This is a genomic window from Allokutzneria multivorans (assembly GCF_039537405.1).
GTDB classification, from domain to species: domain Bacteria; phylum Actinomycetota; class Actinomycetes; order Mycobacteriales; family Pseudonocardiaceae; genus Allokutzneria; species Allokutzneria multivorans.
This window is the reverse complement of record NZ_BAABAL010000017.1, coordinates 541,898-558,192: the sequence shown is the minus strand read 5'-3', so window position 1 is coordinate 558,192 and position 16,295 is coordinate 541,898. Positions and strand designations below refer to the sequence as shown.

16 protein-coding genes are annotated in these 16,295 nt (G+C 71.7%); 4 read left to right on the top strand and 12 right to left on the bottom strand.

Annotated features, from left to right (window positions below; all coding sequences use genetic code 11):
* Positions 1 to 120 precede the first annotated feature (120 nt).
* Positions 121 to 1,452, top strand: a complete 1,332-nt coding sequence (locus ABD798_RS23640) for an acyltransferase family protein (RefSeq protein WP_344878479.1) — start codon at positions 121 to 123, stop codon at positions 1,450 to 1,452.
* On the opposite strand, the gene ABD798_RS23635 is transcribed toward ABD798_RS23640, so the two are convergent.
* Positions 1,344 to 2,657, bottom strand: a complete 1,314-nt coding sequence (locus tag ABD798_RS23635) for a glutamate-1-semialdehyde 2,1-aminomutase (protein ID WP_344878697.1) — start codon at positions 2,655 to 2,657, stop codon at positions 1,344 to 1,346. The two genes, ABD798_RS23640 and ABD798_RS23635, sit on opposite strands and share 109 nt — an antisense overlap.
* Before the next feature lie 32 nt (positions 2,658 to 2,689).
* Entirely contained in the window at positions 2,690 to 3,343 is a 654-nt protein-coding gene (locus ABD798_RS23630; protein ID WP_344878476.1) for a GNAT family N-acetyltransferase, read from the bottom strand.
* 85 nt (positions 3,344 to 3,428) lie between these two features.
* Between ABD798_RS23630 and ABD798_RS23625 the strand changes: the two genes are divergently transcribed.
* Together ABD798_RS23625 and ABD798_RS23620 are read left to right on the top strand one after the other, a co-directional pair.
* Complete coding sequence (locus tag ABD798_RS23625) at positions 3,429 to 4,181, top strand: WecB/TagA/CpsF family glycosyltransferase (RefSeq protein ID WP_344878472.1); 753 nt, start codon at positions 3,429 to 3,431, stop codon at positions 4,179 to 4,181.
* A complete protein-coding gene (locus ABD798_RS23620; protein WP_344878470.1) occupies positions 4,178 to 5,287 on the top strand; it encodes a glycosyltransferase in 1,110 nt (369 codons plus the stop codon). The genes ABD798_RS23625 and ABD798_RS23620 overlap by 4 nt, the downstream gene beginning before the upstream one ends.
* Before the next feature lie 5 nt (positions 5,288 to 5,292).
* Here the strand turns inward: ABD798_RS23620 and ABD798_RS23615 are convergent, their stop codons facing one another.
* From ABD798_RS23615 to ABD798_RS23575, 9 genes are read right to left on the bottom strand one after another with little or no spacing between them, the layout of a single operon-like run.
* The gene (locus ABD798_RS23615; RefSeq protein WP_344878467.1) at positions 5,293 to 5,892 is read right to left on the bottom strand and encodes a DUF1707 SHOCT-like domain-containing protein; all 600 of its coding nucleotides are present in this window, start codon (positions 5,890 to 5,892) and stop codon (positions 5,293 to 5,295) included.
* A gap of 49 nt (positions 5,893 to 5,941) precedes the next feature.
* The gene (locus tag ABD798_RS23610; RefSeq protein ID WP_344878463.1) at positions 5,942 to 6,967 is read right to left on the bottom strand and encodes a glycoside hydrolase family 6 protein; all 1,026 of its coding nucleotides are present in this window, start codon (positions 6,965 to 6,967) and stop codon (positions 5,942 to 5,944) included.
* A 50-nt stretch (positions 6,968 to 7,017) separates the two neighbouring features.
* A complete protein-coding gene (locus ABD798_RS23605) occupies positions 7,018 to 8,466 on the bottom strand; it encodes a lipopolysaccharide biosynthesis protein (RefSeq protein ID WP_344878461.1) in 1,449 nt (482 codons plus the stop codon).
* Positions 8,463 to 9,284, bottom strand: a complete 822-nt coding sequence (locus ABD798_RS23600; protein ID WP_344878458.1) for a glycosyltransferase family 2 protein — start codon at positions 9,282 to 9,284, stop codon at positions 8,463 to 8,465. The genes ABD798_RS23605 and ABD798_RS23600 overlap by 4 nt, the downstream gene beginning before the upstream one ends.
* Positions 9,281 to 10,207, bottom strand: a complete 927-nt coding sequence (locus ABD798_RS23595) for a glycosyltransferase (protein ID WP_344878456.1) — start codon at positions 10,205 to 10,207, stop codon at positions 9,281 to 9,283. The genes ABD798_RS23600 and ABD798_RS23595 overlap by 4 nt, the downstream gene beginning before the upstream one ends.
* Positions 10,204 to 11,568 (bottom strand): O-antigen ligase family protein, encoded by a 1,365-nt coding sequence (locus ABD798_RS23590; RefSeq protein WP_344878453.1) that lies wholly within the window; start codon positions 11,566 to 11,568, stop codon positions 10,204 to 10,206. The genes ABD798_RS23595 and ABD798_RS23590 overlap by 4 nt, the downstream gene beginning before the upstream one ends.
* 31 nt (positions 11,569 to 11,599) lie before the next feature.
* Positions 11,600 to 12,424 carry a hypothetical protein gene (locus ABD798_RS23585; RefSeq protein ID WP_344878450.1) on the bottom strand — a complete coding sequence of 275 codons (825 nt, stop codon included), beginning with the start codon at positions 12,422 to 12,424 and terminating at the stop codon, positions 11,600 to 11,602.
* A gap of 30 nt (positions 12,425 to 12,454) precedes the next feature.
* A complete protein-coding gene (locus ABD798_RS23580) occupies positions 12,455 to 13,456 on the bottom strand; it encodes a glycosyltransferase (protein WP_344878448.1) in 1,002 nt (333 codons plus the stop codon).
* 14 nt (positions 13,457 to 13,470) lie between these two features.
* Entirely contained in the window at positions 13,471 to 14,595 is a 1,125-nt protein-coding gene (locus tag ABD798_RS23575) for a class I SAM-dependent methyltransferase (protein ID WP_344878445.1), read from the bottom strand.
* 116 nt (positions 14,596 to 14,711) lie between these two features.
* Between ABD798_RS23575 and ABD798_RS23570 the strand changes: the two genes are divergently transcribed.
* The gene (locus tag ABD798_RS23570) at positions 14,712 to 15,251 is read left to right on the top strand and encodes a dTDP-4-dehydrorhamnose 3,5-epimerase family protein (protein WP_344878441.1); all 540 of its coding nucleotides are present in this window, start codon (positions 14,712 to 14,714) and stop codon (positions 15,249 to 15,251) included.
* Between the two features lie 5 nt (positions 15,252 to 15,256).
* On the opposite strand, the gene ABD798_RS23565 is transcribed toward ABD798_RS23570, so the two are convergent.
* A complete protein-coding gene (locus ABD798_RS23565; protein WP_344878438.1) occupies positions 15,257 to 16,291 on the bottom strand; it encodes an NAD-dependent epimerase/dehydratase family protein in 1,035 nt (344 codons plus the stop codon).
* Between the last annotated feature and the right edge of the window lie 4 nt (positions 16,292 to 16,295).

The window sequence follows — 16,295 nt, the reverse complement described above, 5'->3', positions numbered from 1 at the left end:
CAGGCCCCACCCCGTGCGTGGGGCGGGCCGCCACGCAGGTCGGAGGCCTGCCAGATCCGTTTCGGGCCTTCTCGTCGTCAGCCTGAGCATGGGCAGTTCGGCGGCCGTGAGGGGATGGACATGAAGGAACGCAACCCGGTGATCGACGCGGTGCGCGTCGGCTCGGTGGCGCTGGTCGTGTTCGCCCACTGGTTCGGCGCTTACGTCGGCGTGGAGAACGGCGCCGTGCGCGTGGGAATCGGCGTCAGCGGACCGGTGATGTGGACGCTGACCTGGGTTCTTCAGGTGATGCCGCTGGTGTTCTTCGCTGGCGGCTACGCGAACACCGCCGGGGTCGACGCTGCGCGGGCGCGCGGGGAGTCCTTCCTGGCCAAGCGCGCGATGGGCCTGATGATTCCGGCGATCCCGTTGGTGGTGTTGTTCTCCGCGGTGAGCACGGCGGGCGGCACGCTCGGCCTCCAGCCGGTCGCGACGGTCGGCCACCAGGTGATGAAACCCTTGTGGTTCTTGGCGATCTACCTGGTCGTCGTCGCGCTCGCACCGCTGATGGTGCGGCTGCACGACAGGTTCGGCCTGGCCGTTCCGCTCGTCATGACCGCCGTTGTGTCCACTGTGGACTTCATTCGGTTCTCCACCGTGGGCCTGGTCGCCGACATCGGCATCGGCGGCGATGTGAACTTCCTGTTCGTCTGGCTGACCGCGCACCAGTTCGGAATCGCTTACGCACGAGGCTCTTTCGCCAAGCTCACCCGCCCGTGGCTGTCCGCGCTCGTCCTCGCGGCGGTCGGCGTGATGGTGACGATGGTGTTCGCCGGGCCGTACCCGCCGAGCATGCTGGGCCTGCCTGGCGTGCCGATCTCCAACCTGTCGCCGCCGACGCTGGCGATGATCGTGCTCGCGTTCGCGCAGGTGTGCGTGTTCCTGCTGGTCGAGCCGTGGGCCACGCGCAAGCTCTCCGGCGAGCGGGCTCAGCGGTTGCTCAAGCGCGCCAACCCGCTCACGATGCCGGTGTACCTGTGGCACCTGCCCGCCGGGGCGATGCTGCTCGGAATCGCTTTGCTGGCGCCGGAATTCCTGCTTCCCTCCCCCGGGCTCGGGTGGTGGCTCAGCAGGCCGTTGTGGCTGGCGCTCAGCACGATCGCGTTGATCGGAGTGCTGCGCGTGGTCCGCAGGGTCGACCGCGCACTGCCCACTGTGGACTCACGCTGGCCGCTCGCGGGCCTGCTGATCTGCGCCTACGGCGTGCGCGAGGGAACCCGGCACGGCCTCGACCTGACCAACCCGCACGCTTCGCACGCCGTGCTCGCAATGGCGATCGGCGTGGCCGTGCTGCTGGTGGAGGCTCAGCGGTCGGGCAGTCGCCTCGGTTCGGCGTGGGAGCGCAGCGCGGGAGCGACCGGGCGCCCGTCGAGCAGCCCGTCCGTGCTCCCGGCGTCCAGCGCCTTGCGGTAGACCTCCAGCGCGGCGCGCACGGCGTTGACCGTGTGCTCCACGTCGGCATCGGTGTGCGCGGCGGAGATCACGAAGGACTGGCCGAGCACACCGTGCCGCAAGAGCTCCTGGAGGAACAGCGTGCGGAACTCCTGCGAGGGCTTGCCTTCGGCGTCGGCGGTGGTGAACACCAAGCACGACGGCCTGCCGATGACCGAGACCGCCGACGAGGTCCCCAGTTCGAGGGAGAGCTCGTTGACGGCGTCGGCCAGCACAGCACCTCGCCGCTCCATCACGCCGACCGGGTCGGTCTCGCGGTAGGCACGGACGACGGCCCGAAAAGCCGCCAGTGAAGCCGTTTCCGGGCCGTGCGTGGTGGAGAGCAGGAAGACCCGCGCCGCGTCGGTGCGCAGCCCGCCCAGCTCCATCAGCTCGCGCTTGCCCGCGAGCGCGGCGATCGGGAAGCCGTTGCCCATCGCCTTGCCCCAGCAGGAGAGGTCCGGGCGCACGCCGTAGACCTGTTGCGCCCCACCGGCCGCCCAGCGGAAGCCGGTGATCATCTCGTCGAAGACCAGCACCGCGCCCTCGCGGTCGCAGATCTCGCGCACGCCTTCGAGGAAGCCGGGGTCGGGCTCGCGCAGCGCGGTCGCGGCTTCGAGGAACACCGCCGCGATCTGTCCACTGTGGACCTCGAAGAGCGCGCGCAGCGAGTCCAGGTCGTTGTAGCGGAAGGACACCGTCAGCTCGCGCGCGGACTCCGGGATGCCCGCGTTCATCCCGGCGGTGCCGATGAACCAGTCGTCGACGGAGAAGAAGGGCTGGTCGGCGCAGATCGCGACCTTGTCCCGCCCGGTCGCCGCGCGGGCCAGCCGCAGCGCGGCGGTGGTGGCGTCGGAGCCGTTCTTGGCGAACTTCACCATGTCCGCGCCCGGCACCCCGGCCAGGAAGTCCTCGGCGGCGGCGAGTTCGAGCGCGGTCGGCCTGGTGAAGTTGATCCCGTTGGCCATGGCCTCGCGGACGGCGGCGAGCACCGGCTCGTAGCCGTGCCCCAGCGTCACCGCGCGCAGGCCCATGCCGTACTCGACGAAGCGGTTGCCGTCGACGTCCCAGACGTGCGCGCCGCTGCCGCGCTCCAGGATCGGCGTCATGTGCTCGGGGTACTGGTCGGAGGCGCGCGCGTAGGTGTGCGCGCCGCCGGGGACCAGCTCGTGCAGCCGCGCCTGCATGCTCGCCGAGCGGGCGAAGGTCTCGTTCTCGTTCACAGCCAGTCCGCATCCTCGGGCAGCAACGCCCACAACTCGTGGTCGAGCAACTTACCGCCGACGTGCATGTGCTCGCGCAGCACGCCCTCCTTGCGGAAACCGTTGCGCGCCAGCACGAGCTTGGCCGCGCGGTTGCCGATGCCGACCGGGGCGACGATCCGCCGCAGACCGACCTCGGCGAAGGCGTGCCGCACCATGAGCCTCAGCGACCGCCGCGCCACGCTGGTGCCGTGGAAGTCCGACGCCACCCAGGCACCCAGCTCGGCGGTGCCGTGCGCGCGGTCGACGCGGTCCAGCACCATCTCACCGCCGAAGCGCCCGTCCACCTCGATCACCATCGGCACCAGGTATCCCTTGCGCGCGGTGCGCGAGGCCGACCAGGCGCGTTCCTGCCACCGCGCCACGTCGGAGCGCTCGGCCCACGACTGCTCGCTGCTCGGCCACCACGGCTCCAACAGGGCCTGGTCGGCTCGGACGACGCGCGCCCACTCCTCGGCGTCCTCCACGCGCGGCGGGCGCAACCGCAGGCGCCTGCCCTGGTCCAGCTCGGGGCCGAGGACGGCGGGCCAACCGGGGTGGCGCGGGCGGATCCTGCGGACGAGGGCACCGGCGAGCGCACGCGCCCTCACCTCGGTCGGCCAACTGTGCACATAGGACACCTTCGAAACCGGAATGTGTTGTTGTACAAGACGGTCCTGCCGTTCACCCCATCGGCGGAGGCGGCAAGATAGTTACATGCGAACGGACATCCCGACCGTGCCGATCCTCGGTGTGCGCGTCGCCAAGCTGACCGAGCAAGCGGCCCTGGCCGAAGTCAAGCGGCTGTTCGAGGGACCGTCGGCCTCGGTCGTCGCCTACGCCAACGCGCACTCGCTGAACGTGGCCTGCGCGAACGCCCGGTACCGGCGGGTGCTGGAGGACGCGGCGCTGGTGCTCAACGACGGCTCCGGGCTGGCCATCGCGGCGAAGCTGCTCGGGCAGGCCTTCCCCGCCAACCTCAACGGGACCGACTTCACCCCGAAGATCCTGCGCGAGGCCGCTGATCGCGGAGCCGCGGTGTACCTGCTCGGCGGGGAGGCGGGGATCGCGGAGGCGGCCGGGGAGAAGCTGGTCGCGGCGATCCCCGGGCTGAAGATCGCGGGCACGGAGCACGGGTTCTCGCAGGACGTGGAGGCCGTTGTCGGGCGGATTCGGGCCAGTGGCGCGGAAGTGCTGGTCGTGGCGATGGGCAACCCGGCGCAGGAACTGTGGCTGGACCGCTACCTCACCGCGACCGGCGCGCGGTTGGGTGTCGCTGTGGGCGCCTTCCTGGACTTCACCGCGGGCAAGGTCGAGCGCGCTCCCGCGTGGATGCGCCGCGCCGGGATCGAGTGGCTCTACCGGCTCGCCCAGGAACCCCGGCGGCTGTTCCAGCGCTACGTCGTGGGCAATCCGCTGTTCCTGGGCAGGGTTCTCGCGCAGCGGCTCGGACTTCGGAGGGGCGCGTGAAGCTCTGCTTTGTGACCACGTATCCGTTGGGGAACCGCGCTCTTGGCGGCAGCGGCTGGGTGGATCGGCGCCTGCTCGCGGTGCTGAGCCAGGAGCACGACGTCGACGTGGTGTGCGTGACCGGCGACGAGGGCAGCTGGACCGAGGAGGGCGTGCCGTGCCACTCCGCGGGCTCGGTGCCCTTGGAAGTTCGGGGCGACCGCGCGCGGCTGCTCCGCGTGGCGGCGGGCATGCTGACCAGCCCGGAGCCCTACCTGGCCAGGAAGTTCACGGTCTTCCCGGGGTGGCGGCGCGCGGCGGCCCTGCTGCGGGAACGCGCGGTGGGCCGTCAGGTGATCACCAGCGGATGGCCCGGTCTGCTGCTCGCCGAGGCGGCCGGTGTGCCCGTGGCCTCGCACATCGCGCACAACGTGGAGGCGACGATCGCGGCGGAGCACTCCCCGCGCCCGTTGCGCCTGCTGGGCGAGACGTGGCGCCTGCCCCGCGCTGAGCGACGGCTGCTCTCCTTGCCGGACAAGGTCTTCGCGCTCTCGCGCACCGACGCGTACGTGCTGCGCGGGTGGGGGATCGGTGCCTCGCACCTGCCGCTACCGCTGCTGCCCCAGGTAATTTCGGCGGAGGCCGAAGCGGTCGGCTTCATCGGCAAGGCGAGCTGGCCGCCGAACGAACGCGCCCTCGCGGCACTGGTCGGGCCCGTGCGCGCGGAGCTGGACCGGCTCGGCCAGGACGTGCCGTACGTGTTGGCGGGCAACGGAACCCAGAGCTACGCGGGCCACCGCAACGTGACCGCGCTCGGCCGTGTCGAGGAGGAGGCCGACTTCTACCGAGCCGTCGGAGTCGTGGTGGTGCCCCGCTTCGGCGCGTCCACGGGCATCAGCGTGAAGATGCTGGAGGCTGCCGAGCACGGCCGCCCCTCGGTGGTGCCCCCTCAGCTCGCCGCGGCGGTGGACCCCGACGGCCCGTGGCTCATCGCCGACGGCCCCGCCGAGACCGCCTCGGTGATCGCCGAGTGGCGCTCCGGCGGCACCACTCTGTCCACTGTGGACGTCACCGCGTGGCTGACCCGGCACAACGCCACCGCGGTCCCCACCCCCCTGCTCGCGTGAGGGGGTCAGTCCTCGATCTGCTTGCGCTTGGGGTGCTTGGTGACGATCTCGATGCCGCCCATGAGGGCGAAGCCGTTGATGCGGATGGTCGGCGAGTCGGGGGTCACCGAGTCCTCGTCGACGTTGACGTCCTTGCCGCCCATGAAGCTGAAGCCGCCGACCTCCACGTTCACGCCGGGCGGGACGGTGATCTCGATGCCGCCCATGATCGCCACGGCGGTGACGGTGGTGACCTTGGAGGTGAGCACGGCCTTGCGGAAGTCCAGTTCGACGCCGCCCATCATGGCGAGCGCGGTGACCTCGGACTCCACCCGCCAGCGGCCGTTGCGCACGGCGCCGCTCATCACCGCGACGGCCCACTGGCGCTTGCCGGTGCCGCCCTCGTAGACGGCGGGCAGGGGTGCGGCGGCGGAGCGGCGGACGGCGACCGGGAGGTCCGCGACGACCAGGTCCAACTCGCCCCTGGTACGGGCGGCGTAGGCGAGCCCGACGCGCTCGTTGTACTCGGTCAGGGTGAGCCGGCCCTCGCCGACGGCCTGGTTGAGCAGCTGGGCGATCTGTTCGCGCTCGACATCGCCGACCCGCAGCTCGGGCTGGTCATTCATGCCGCCGAGGCTAGCGAATCCCCGGAGCGGGCGGGAACGTTGTTACCGATCAGTCGCCGTTGATGAGCTTCATGGCCAGCTCCGGGTAGAACACACCGGAGTCGGTACCGGAGCCGATGCCGCAGTTGCCGTCGGACTCCCCCGGCCGCTTCACCCACAGCAGCGCGTCCGTCCCGCCGGGGCCGCCGACCTGGGGCGGGCCGCCGAGCCTGCGACCACCCGGGTTGCACCAGTTCCCGTCGGAGCCGTTGCCGTTGCGGCTGACGTCGATGACGAAGCCGGTCTCGACGCCGTGCTTGCTCGACAGGATCTGCTTGAGCCGGTTCCCGTACCGGGTGGCGTCCTCGGTGCTGTTGAAGTTGGAGACGTTGACCGCGAAGCCCCGCGCGCCCGCTCCGACGCCGGAGTCGACCAGGCCCGCCGCCACCCGCTCCGCCGGGTTCTGCGCGCCGTCGCCGCCGTCGAGGTAGACCCACGTCGAGGTGGCCAGCCGGTTGAGCGCGGACACCGCGGCCGTCAGGGTCCGCTTGCGCTCCTGGCGCTGCGCCTCGTCGAGGCACTCCAGGTGGATCACCGCGTCGGGTTCGAGCACGAGCAGCGCGGGCCGGTCACCGATCGCCCGGCCCACCACCTCGATCCACCTCAGGTACTCCTCGGCCGAGCGCGCCCCGCCCGCGGAGTGGCTGCCGCAGTCGCGGTTGGGGATGTTGTAGCCGACGAGCACGGGCAACTGGCCCTTGGCGTAGGCACCGGAGACGAAGCTCGACACACGGCTGTGCGTGTTGTCGCCGGGCCCGATCCACCGAGCGGTGGCCTGCTTGGCGATCTGCTCGTCGATCGTCGGAGCCCTGCCGTCGGAGCCGTTGTGCCGCAACCACGAGACGACGTTGGCCTCGGGGTCGACGTAGAAGAAGGTGCCGGGGCGCATCGGGCTCGGCACCGGGATCGGAGCGCGCTGGGAGCTGCGGTCGGAGCGGTCGGGCGGGGGCGTCGGTTCGACAGCGGTTCCGCACGCGGCGAGCAGCACCACCGCGGACACCAGTGCGACCAGTAACCGAGCCCTGCGTCCCCGCACTCCAACCACCACCTCTCACCAGGGGAAATGCTACGTCGAACCGCGCTTTCCTACCCGGTGGGGAGAAGGGCCGAGTCCAAGGTGTGGCGGAACCGAAACCACCCGTACGCGATGACCGCGGCGGTGAAAACTCCGCCGAGTGCGACGCTCAGTAGCGGGCTCGTCGAGAACACCCGGATCAGCACCAGGCCCACCGCCACCACGACAGCGGACAGCAACGAGGGCAGAATCCCCCGGACTAGGGACATGATCCCGACGCCCACCCGGCGCAGACCCCACAGGTGCACCGGGACCGCGACGAACAGCGCCACCACGGCCTGCGCCCACCCGATCCCGGCGAGCCCCCACGCGTGCGCGGCGGCCACCGTCGTGGGCACGAGGGCCACCAGCCACGAGAGCTGGATCAGCGCGGAGGACAGCGGAGCGCCGACGGCGAGCAGCAGGTTGAGCGCCATGTCGGCGAACACCCGCCCGATCGCGGCGATCGCCAGGCCGCTCAGCACGAGCGCGGCCGGGACCCACTGGTGGCCGTAGACGAGCTCGACGAGCGGACCGGCCAGCAGAGCCAGCGCGACACCGCCGGGCAGCACCGCGACGCCGACGAGCCCCATCACCCCGCCGGAGGCCCGGTCGAGGTCGGTGCCGTTGTCGCGGGCACGGGCGAACACCGCGAGGGCGACCCGCTCGACCGTGCCGGAGACGATCGACACCGGCCAGTTCGACACGTTGCTGGCCAGGTAGAAGAAGCCGAGCGCGGTCGCTCCGAGCACGCTGCCTGTGACCATCTGCGGCACGCTCTGCGCGAGCATCAGCAGCAGTGAGGACGCCACGACGGAGATCCCGTAGCCGCCGACCTCCTTGAAGTACTCCGAGGAGAAACCCAGGCGCGGCCAGTGCTTGCTGAGCACGAACAGCAGCACGACCACGACGGCGGTGCCGGAGACGTGGCCGATCGCCAACGCCCACGCGCCCGCCCCGAGGAAGGCCAGCACGCCGGTCACCGCGAGGTTGACCACAGTCCCGGTGAGGTCGGCGACGAGCCTGCGGGCCTGCGCCAGCTCGCGGGAGAGCATCGCGCCCGGCACGCAGGCGAAGCCGTCCAGCAGCACGTTGATCGCCAGGAACCGCACGATCTCGGTGGCGTGCGGACTGCCGAGCGCGGTGGACAGCGCGGGGGCGCTGAGCGCGCACGCGACGAAGGCGATCGCCCCGCCGACCACGGAGATCGTCCACGCCGTCGGCAGCATCGGCCGCACGTCCCCCGAGCGCCGCACCACCGCCGTCGCCGCGCCGAAGTCGTTGAACGCCAACAACAACCCCTGTACGACGAGCGCCGTCGCGTAGAGGCCGAACTCCTCGGGGACGAGCAGTCGCGCGAGCACGATGCCCATCACGAAGGTGCCGATGCGGGAGAGCAGCGTGTTGAGCAGGCTGAGCCACAGCCCTCGGCGGAACCGGCCGGCGAGGCCCCCCGGTGCCGCGGTCGGCTCGACGGTCATGTGACCCTTTCGGTACAGGCGCCGAGCGCGTCGGCGTCCCAGTCGCTGAAGTAGCTGCCGCTGTGCACCGAGTACTCCACGGTGGTCACGGGCAGGTAGCGCACGGTGTGCTTGGCCGAGACGTGGTGCACGAACTCCCAGTCCTCCTTGGGGTGCACCGATCTCGGCCTTGCCCAGGGGTTGAACCGCAGGCCGGGGCGGCGCCGGAACACCAGGGAGTTCGCGTCGACCCACGAGTCGTCGGCGTGCGCGCGCCGGTCGAAGGGTTTGCCGAGCACGTCGACCTCGCTGCCGTCGGGGCGCACCCGCCGGACCCTCGTGTAGACCAGCCCCGCGCTGCCGTCGGCCAGCCCCGCCAAGGCGTGTTCGAGGTGTTCCGGGCGCCACGTGTTGTCGTCGTCGAGCACGGCGACGTACGGCGACCGGCTCAGGCGCATCGCGACGTTGCGGCTCAGCCCGCAGCTGATGTGGTTGGCGGACAAGGTGAGCACGGTCAGGCGCGGATCGTCGGGCAGCCCGTCGGTCTGGCCACCGCCGTCGTCGACGACGACCACCGCGATGTCGCGCACGGTCTGGTTCAGCGCGCTGTGCACCGCCTTGCGCAGTCCCTCCGGCCGCTTGTACGTGGCGACCAGCACGGTGACCATCGCCTCCGGCGGATTCGGCAGGGTCCTCGCGAGGCGGGCCACCTCGGCGTCCTCGAAGCGAGCGGAAACGCGCTGGGCGGAGAAGTACCGCACCCGCCACCACCACGTCGCGAGCACGTTGCGGCCGACGGTCGCGCGCAGGACGTCCTTGACGCGACGACTGATGCTCATGCACGGCCTCCGGTGCCGGGTTGGGCGGGGTTGGTCGGTTCGCCGCTCAGCAGCCGCGCGCGCCCGCGCACGAGTTCGCTGAGCGCCCTCGCGTGCGTGCCTCGCCGCAGAGGCAGCCGAATCACCTGTGCCAGCACCAAGAACGCCCACACCGCCTTCGCGGCAGACGGCCCGTTCCACCGCGCGGCGTGCACGACACGGTTGGTCACCAGCTGCGCCCAGAGCGCGGGGGACGTGGCGACCTCGCCGCCCCGGTGGACGGCCAGCGCGCCGGGGACCTGGCGGATCGACCAGCCGGCGTCCTTGACGCGCAGGCAGTAGTCGACCTCTTCGGAGTACAGGAACAGCTCCGCGCGCCACGGCCCCACTCGCGGCCACACGTGCGGCGCGACGAGCAGCGTCGCTCCGTTGGCCCAGTCGGGCTCCTCGCGCCTGCCCGCCGGGATCTGCTCGCTCAGCACGGGAAACGCCGTCGCGCGCGCTCCGAGCACCGAGTCCCCGAGCACCCGCAGCGGCGTCGGTCTGCGGCGCAGCGTCGGCTCGGGTTCGCCGGACGGGCGCGTCACCACGGGCACCGCGATGCCGACGCGGTGGTCGGCGAAGGACTCCAGCAGCTTCGCGACCGAGCCCGGCGCGAGGCGGACGTCGGCGTTGAGCACGAACACCGCCTCGCCCTCCTTGGCACGCGCGAGGCACGCGTTCACCCCGGCCGCGTAGCCGAGGTTGGCGCCGGTCTCCACGACCTCCGCCGTGGGCAGCAGCTTTCTGGCCAGCTCCGCGCTGCCGTCGGCGGAGGCGTTGTCCGCGACCACCACCCGCGCGGAGGACACCCCTGCCAGCGCGTCGGGAAGGCTGTGCACCAGTCCTGGCAGCTCGTCGGCGGAGTTGTAGGTGACGACGGCGATCAGCACAGGTGGCGTCATGGCGACGTCTCCGCTCGCTCCCAGGACGCCACGGCGCCCGCGATCCCGATCAACAAGAACGTGAGGCCCTGGAACTGCGGGAACGCCAGGGCGTCGAAGGTCGCGAAGCACATGGCCGCCACCGCGAGCGCGCTGCCGACGGCCCAGGCCGCATCGCGCAGCTCGGGCATGGTCGCCTTGCGCCCCAAGCGGACCCAGGCCGCGCGCGCCGAGATCACCGGCACCAGCAGCAGTGCCACCAGCACCAGCAGGCCAGGGACGCCGGACTCCACGAGGGTGAACAGGTACTGGTTGTCCAGGTACGGCTGCGGCGGAGCCGTGTACGTGCCGAAGCCCTGCCCGCTGAACGGCCTCAGCGCGAGGCGCCCGAGGACGTACTCGTAGTCGGCGAGGCGGCTCCACACGCTGTAGTCGTTGCTGGAGCCGGCCACTGTCTGACCGACGACCGCGGACAGCTTCGGCTCGGCCGTCATGGCCAGCGCCGCGAACACCGCCGTCACGATCGCGCCCAGCGCCCAGCGCACGAATCCCAAGCGGGGCAACAGGAAAACACCGATCATCGCGAGTCCGAGCAGACCGGTGCGCGAGATGCTGACGACGATGCCCGCCGCCATCACGAAGGCGCACACCCACCACAGCGGCCGCCAGCGCGCGTACCGGCCCAGGTACAGCGCGAGCGGGATCGCCGACGCCGAGAGGGCGGCGAGTTCGATCGGGTGGTTGGCGAAGCCGAGCGCTCGTTCGAGCCCCCCGCGCGCGAGGTTGATCGCACCCATGCCCTGGACCTCCGTGCCGGGCAAGGAGATCAGCGCGCGCAGATCGATGCCCGCCGCGAAGTGGGCGACGGCGGCGATGGCTGAGACTGTCACGCCGAGCACGACCGCGCCGAGCACCGCCCGCAGGGCACCGAGCCCGCTGAGCCCGTCGCAGGCCAGCAGAGCGACACCGACGCAGAGCGCGTAGAGCATCCAGCCGCGATCGGCGCCGCCGAGCAGTTCCGGCGGCGTCCCCAACCCGAGCGCGAGCGCGTGCGCGGCCAACAGCACCAGCGACCCGCCGAGCACCGTGGCGCGCACCGGGTTCACGTCGACGCGCACGCCCATGCCCCCGGCGGCCCGCGCGACGACCCACCAGATCAGGCAGACCGCGGCGATCAGGCGAGCCGGTGTGAGAGATCCGCCGACCCCGGCGATGACGACGTTCTGCGGCAGGGCGAGCAGCACCGCGAAGGCCACCAGGACGTAGTGCGCGGGCAGGGCCGCGAAGAACTCGCGCGGACCACGCCGCTTCCGCCGAGACCGGGTTTCCGGGCGTTCCGCGCGGTGGATCGCCACCAACCGCTCGGTGGCCCCGGCGATCACCGGGCGCTCACGGAGTCAGGGGCGTGGTGCGTCACCGGTTCGCCTTGTCCTCGACGCGTTGTTGGTACCGGATGCCGAGCACGTCGGTCTCGCGGTCGATGGAACCGCCGCTCGTGGCGCTCTTGCTGGCCCTGGCGACGGCGGCCCGCGCGGCGGCCGAGCGCTCGGCGGCCAGCTGCACCGACGGGGCGGGGTCGATCGGTTCGGGTTCGCCGTCCTCCTGCTTGCGGGCGAGCGCGAACGGCACGCGGGAGCGCCGCTGCTGCGCCCGGTCCACCATGACGACGATCGCCAGCAGCAGCACCAGGCCGATGCCGCCGCTGATCGCGAGCGCGCGCAGCTGCTCCGAGCGCGTCGTGGTGACGGTCTCCGGCCCGACGATCACCGTCAGGCTCAGCTGGCCCTCAGCGGGCACGCGCATCTCGTCCTGCCTGCGCTTGAGTTCCGTGCGCAGCTCGCGCATGGCGATGTCCACCGTGGTGCGCACCGAGTCCGGAGTCCGCCCGGTCGCCACGACGGTGATGAACGGGCTGTCCGCCGCGACGGTGCCGCTGCCCTCGTTGGAGATCTCCAGATCGGCGGTGGCGCCCTGGGCGAGCATGCGCTGCCGCATCGGTGGCGTGTTCACCACCTTCAGCAGCAGGATCGCGGCCTGTCCCTGCGCGGGGTCGACGGCGGCGAAGGGGTTGCGGTCCTCGCCGCCGTGCGCGCGCAGCACGAGCAGGCTGGCGTTGGCCCGGTACTGCTGCGGAACGACGAAGGCGACGCTGGTCAGCAGGGCGGCGAGCCCCACGGCCAGCACAGCGGCCAGTGCCCACCGCCTGCGCAGCGTCCGCAGCAAGTCCAGAGCGTCCACAGTTGTTTCTCCGATAGCTGGTGGGGGATGTCAGGAACGCGCTCGGCCACCGACGGCCAGCCGAGCCGCCTCGACTGCCGCCTTGGCCACGTTGCGCGCCATCGGCACGGCGTTGGCCCGCATCCACGGGTACAGGGCGAGCATGGCACGTCCCCGCTCGGCGAGGGGCAGGGGCGAGCGCGAGACCGCCCGCAGGTACCAGCCCGCCTCCTCCACGTTGGGGAGCACGAAGGTCCTGCCGTCGCCGCGCTGGGTGCGGTACCAGTCCCGCTGCGTGGTGGCCTGGGTCAGCCGCTGCTCGTGGTGGCGGTGCAGCAGCAGCGGCTCGCGCACCTCGACGAACGGACCGTGCAGGGCCAGCTCGGCGAGCATCAGCCTGTCGTTGTTCTTCACCGGCGGCAGCAGCTTCGTGCGCAGCATCATGTCCCTGCGGAAGAGCCCGTAGGCCATCGGCGCGGAGTCGAAGGACACGTTCTTGCGGTAGCGCTTCGCTCCCTGGTGCTCGACGCCCACCATGTCGCGCAGTCGCACGACGGGGTCGGGATCGTCGGTGCGGCACGGGTTCTGCCAGGTGCCGATGACCTCGCCGTCGGCGTTGATCTGCGCGGCGGAGCTGAACGCCATCACCGCGTCCGGCCGCGCCCGCAGCGCCTCGAACAGCGCCGTCAGCCGGTTCGGCCTGCACGCGTCGTCGGCGCCCGCCCACGCGAAGTACGGGCTGTCGACCTCGCCGACCAGCAGGTTGTGGTTCGCGGTCACCCCGACGTTGTGCTCACGGCGGTGGTAGACCACGCGCTCGTCGCGGCGGGCGAAGTCGCGGCACAGCTCCTGCGTGCCGTCGGTGGAGCAGTTGTCCGCGATGTGCAGCTCGAAGTCGACGCCGGTCTGCGCGAGCAACGACTCCAGCGCGAGGCGGAGATAAGGATCACCGTTGTACACCGGGAGGCCGATGGCGACGGGGGCGGCCGCGCGGCCGGTGAGCGATGGCGCGGTGTTGGAAGAAGCGGTGCGGGGGGAAACCTTGTTCTCCATGGCTTATCCCTGGCTCAGGCGACGGAAAGCGGGGCGAGCGGGTCGGGGCGCGGTTCGGCGATCACCCATCGCCCGCCGTTCGCCTCGATCTGAGGTAGCGCGGTCCTGGCCTCGGTGGCCAGGTCGGGCAGGAAGAGCAGGACCTCGTCGGGCTCGGCGGAGACCAGCTCGCCCGGCGAGATCACCGGGATGCCGCTGCCGGGCATCCGCCGGTTCTGCTTGGCGGGCGCGGCGTCGGCGATGGCGGGCAGCAGCACGCTGTCGATCCCGGCCCGGCACAGCAGCGCGACCGCGCGCGAGGCGGCCCCGTAGCCGTACACCCGCCGCCCGGCCTGCCGCTGCTCGGTGAGGTAGCGCCGGAGCGCGTCGGCCGTCGCGGCGGCCTCGTCCTGGAGCACGCGCAGCCGGTTCGGCTCGGTGATCCGCATCGCCGTCTCCTCGGCGAGCAGCGCGCGGACGATGCCGTCCGGCTCCCCCGTCCTGGAGGCGGCCAGCAGCACCGTGCCGCCGTAGAGGTCGAAGGTCCACGCGGTGCGCGGGCGCAGTCCGGCAGCCGCGAGCATGGTGATCAGCGCGGTGGTCGAGTAGTACGCGTAGTGCCCGTGCCGCAACGCGTTCCACTGTCCACATCGGATGATCGTGGCCAGCGAGTGGTACTGGATCAGCAGCACGCCGTCCTCGGTGAGCCGCCCGGCGCGTTCGGCGAGCGCGGCTGCCTGGTCGGGGCAGTGCATCATCCCGAAGCAGTCCAGGATGACCTCGGCCTGGTCGCCCTCGCGGACCGGGTGCAAGCCGTTGGTGCGCAGCATGCCCAGCCAGCTCCCGCCGTGCGGGCTGCCGTACTCCGCGACGCGGGCGCCCTTCGGCAGCAGACCGGCCCTGGACACCCGGTGCACGGCGTCGCGGGCCTGAGCGACCAGCGCGGCGGGCTCGGCGCCCTTGGGCTCCTCCGGGACCGTCGGGTCGGTCAGCAGCTGCGCGAGACCGCAGTCGGCGCACAGCCACATCTGCAACGGGTGCCGGGCGTCGGGCCCCGGCTCCACCAGACGCGGGAAGTGGTCCGACGCCGGCTGGCGGCCGAGATCGAGCACGATCTGCCCGTTGTGGCCCCCGCACGCGCGGCACACAGGTTCGCTCATCACCACTCCCTCGCAAGGCCGTCCATCGGCCCCATCGCGCGGGTCCCCGGATTCGCTACACCGCTGCTGAACCGGGTGAAAGCCGTAACGAAACCGGTAGGCGCGAAGATGTCCGCGTGCTGGTTGAGACGACGTCGCTGCCCGGGGTGCTGGTGTTCACGCCCACCCCGCACCACGACGACCGAGGACTGTTCACCCGGACCTTCGACACCGAGATCGCCCGCGCGCACGGGCTGGACCCGGGTGCCTTCACGCAGGACTCGCAGTCGCGGTCCCGCAAGGGCGTGCTGCGCGGCATGCACGGGCGCTCCGGGCGCGGCGAGGCCAAGCTCGTGCGCTGCGCACGGGGAGCCGTGCACGACGTGCTCGTCGACGCCAGGCCCGGCTCGCCGAGCTTCGGCGAGCACGAGGCCTTCCTGCTGGACGACGACAGCTTCCGGCACCTCTACGTGCCGCCGGGGCTGTTGCACGGGTTCCAGGTGCTCAGCGACTGGGCAGACGTTTGCTACCGCATCGACAGGCCGCACGACCCGGCCGAGGACGTCGCCGTGCGCTACGACGACCCCGAGCTGGCCATCGCCTGGCCCGCCGAGGTCGAGCTGATCAGTGCGCGAGACGCCGCCGCGGGTACCTGGGCGGCGTCTCAACGCGAGTAGTCCGATCACGGAACGCGCGCACCCGCCGGACGCATGTCGTCGGCGAGGCTGCCCGCCGACTGCCTGTCGGCCAGCCTCGCCAGGCGGGTGAAGCGCTTGGTGAAGCCGTGCTCGGTCAGGCCGTGCTCCACGTAGGCGGTGTGCAGCTCCACCGCGCCCGCCGCGACCGTCCACTGTGGAACGAACGCGGGCAGGTGCTTGGTGATGCGCGCGAAGTCCACCCGGTAGGAGCGCGGATCGGCGCCCGCCTCGCCGGTGATCACGAGCTTGGAGCCCGGAACCGCCTGCACGACGGCCTCGGCGATCTGCGCGACGGTCAGGTTGTTCTCCGCCATGCCGACGTTGAAGGCGCGGCAGTGGATGGACTCGCGCGGAGCCACGAGCGCCGCCAGGAACGCGTCGGCGATGTCGGCGGCGTGCACCAGCGGGCGCCACGGCGTGCCGTCGGAGAGCACGCGCACCTCGCCGCTGAGCACCGCGTGGCCGACCAGGTTGTTCAGCACGATGTCCGCGCGCAGCCTCGGCGAGAAGCCGAAAGCCGTGGCGTTGCGCAGGAACACCGGGCTGAAGTCGTCGTCGGCGAGCTGCACCAGGTCGTCCTCGACCCGGACCTTGCTCTCCGCGTAGGGCGTCACCGGGCGCAGCGGAGCGTCCTCGCCGACCAGCTCCTCCCCCGCCGCGCCGTACACCGAGCACGTTGAGGCGTAGAGGAAACGACGCACTCCGGCCTCGCGCGCGAGCTTGGCCAGCCTGGTCGAGGCGAAGTGGTTGATGTCATAGGTCAGCGACGGCGCGAGGGAACCGAGGGGGTCGTTGGACAGCGCCGCGAGGTGGATGACGGCGTCGAAGCCCGCCAGCTGCTCCACGGTCACATCGCGCAGGTCCACCGCGATCGTCGGCGGGTCCTCAGGCGAAGGCCCGAGCACGCAGTCGGCGAACAGCCCCGAGTCCAGCCCGACGACGTCGTGACCGGCCTCCGCCAGGCGCACCGCCATCACACTGCCCAGGTACCCCTGGTGTCCGGTCAACAGGACACGCATCGAA